Below are 2032 nucleotides of genomic sequence, written 5' to 3'. Positions count from 1 at the left end.
ATTCAAACAGAGCCGGCAGAATGCACGTTCAGATGGATGACAGCCTGCCCTGGTAAAGGGCTTTCTTTATCCCCTCCCAATGGCACACCGCAGCACGACCCACTATACTGACGGCATGACCCGAATCGACTTCCACAGCAACGTCCCGCAAAAGATCGCCTACGTCTGCCGCCTGGTGCGCAAGGCGCGCTCCGCGGGCGCCAACATCGTGCTGCGCGCGCGCAACCGCGCCGAACTGCAGCAACTGGACCAGGCGCTCTGGAGCTTTTCCGAGCAGGATTTCCTGCCGCACGTGATGGCCGGCGACCCGCTGGCCGCGCAGACGCCCATCATCCTGATGGCCGACGATGCCAGCGAATTGCCGCACCACCAGATCCTCATCAACCTGGGCAGCGATACGCCAGCGCACTTCGCCCGCTTCGAACGCCTGCTGGAAATCATTTCCGCCGACGACGCCGACAAGGCCGCCGGCCGTGACCGCTATCGCTTCTACAAGGAACGCGGCTACCCCCTCTCGCATCACGTGGCCGCCTGAGCCCGCTCCCCTGTCAGGTATTGCCATGAATCAAGACGATCACTCCATTCCCCTGCTGACCGAGGTCATCCCGCTGGCCCCGGCTGCACCCGACTACGCCGCCCCCGCCCAGCCCGGCGCCTTCCACCTGCAACCCGCAGCGGCCAGCTATCAGGCGCCAGCCGCAGCAGCGCCGATCCTGGCCGCCGTTCCGACGCCGCTGGCGGTCACGCCGGCCGCCGAGCAATATCGCCAATGGGAACAGGAAATCCGCGAAAACGTCCTGCAAAGCCTGCTGGAACGCGTCGATACCGTGCTGCACCAACACCTGCAAGACCAGATGGCGCTGGCGCTGGACCATCTTTCCGATATGGTGATGCAGCGCGTCAAGGAAGGATTGCGCGATGCGCTGGCCGAAACGGTGGAGCGCGCGGTGGCCGAAGAGATGGCGCGCTTCGCATCTTCAAAAAAGTAAATCAAGGCTGAATTTTCTTTTTCTTTTGAATAAAAAGTAGAAAATCCTCTTTTTATTCATAAAAATTTCGCCCAGTATTGATTACATCGGCAATCACGCTTTTCTTACAATGCTTGCATTGTTCGCATTTCTTTTCAGCGATGCGAACGTTCGAACAACCACCAGCAAGTTCATGCAAAACCGGGAGAGCAAGATGAAAGTGATCGTATTGGGCGCAGGCATTATCGGAACCGCTTCCGCCTGGTTCCTCAAGAAGCAGGGTTACGACGTCACCGTCATCGAACGCCAGCCCGGCGCTGCGCAGGAAACCAGCTTCGCCAACGGCTGCCAGATCTCGGTGTCGCACGCCGAACCCTGGGCCAATCCGGCTGCCCCGATGAAGGTCCTGAAGTGGCTGGGCAAGGAAGATGCCCCGCTGCTCTATCGCTTCCGCCCTGAGTGGCTGCAATGGAAGTGGGCTCTGGCCTTCCTGCGCGAATGCACCGCCGCCCGCACCGATGAAAACATCCGCAACATCGTGGCCCTGTGCGAATACAGCCGCCAGACCCTGCAAGCCGTGCGCGCCGAAACCGGCATCCAGTACGACCACCTGACCCGCGGCATCCTGCACTTCTATACTGAAGAAAAGGAATTCCAGGACTCCCTGCCGGCCGCCAAGTTGATGCGCGACCTCGGTTGCCCGCGTGAATCCATCGGCGCCGATGAAGTGGTGCGCATCGAGCCAGCGCTGGCGTCGATCCGCAACAAGATCGTCGGCGGCGACTTCACCGCCACCGATGAATCGGGCGATGTCTTCAAGCTCACCACGGGCCTGGCCAAGAAGAGCGAGGAAGCCGGCGTCGAATTCCGCTATTCCACCACCATCACCCGCTTGATCACCGAAGGCGCCGGCGCCGCCGCCCGCGTGACCGGCGGGAGATCATCAACCCCGATGGCCCGCATGAAGTGCTCAAGGCCGATACCTTCGTGGGTCGCATGGGCAGCTTCTCGCAGCAACTGGTCAAGCCGCTGGGTATCGATCTGCTGCTCTACCCTGCAAGGGC

2 protein-coding genes and 1 pseudogene are annotated in these 2032 nt (G+C 61.1%); all 3 read left to right on the top strand.

What is annotated here, in order from left to right:
- Positions 1-115 precede the first annotated feature (115 nt).
- Complete coding sequence (locus I5W_RS22160) at positions 116-535, top strand: DNA polymerase III subunit chi (protein ID WP_044530865.1); 420 nt, start codon at positions 116-118, stop codon at positions 533-535.
- A gap of 25 nt (positions 536-560) precedes the next feature.
- The gene (locus I5W_RS22155; RefSeq protein WP_044530864.1) at positions 561-989 is read left to right on the top strand and encodes a hypothetical protein; all 429 of its coding nucleotides are present in this window, start codon (positions 561-563) and stop codon (positions 987-989) included.
- A 193-nt stretch (positions 990-1182) separates the two neighbouring features.
- A pseudogene (locus I5W_RS22150) lies at positions 1183-2032 on the top strand (FAD-dependent oxidoreductase); the annotation flags it as partial.

This window comes from Herbaspirillum sp. B65, from assembly GCF_000333555.1.
GTDB classification, from domain to species: domain Bacteria; phylum Pseudomonadota; class Gammaproteobacteria; order Burkholderiales; family Burkholderiaceae_D; genus Herbaspirillum; species Herbaspirillum rubrisubalbicans.
This window is presented reverse-complemented; position numbering and strand designations above follow the sequence as displayed.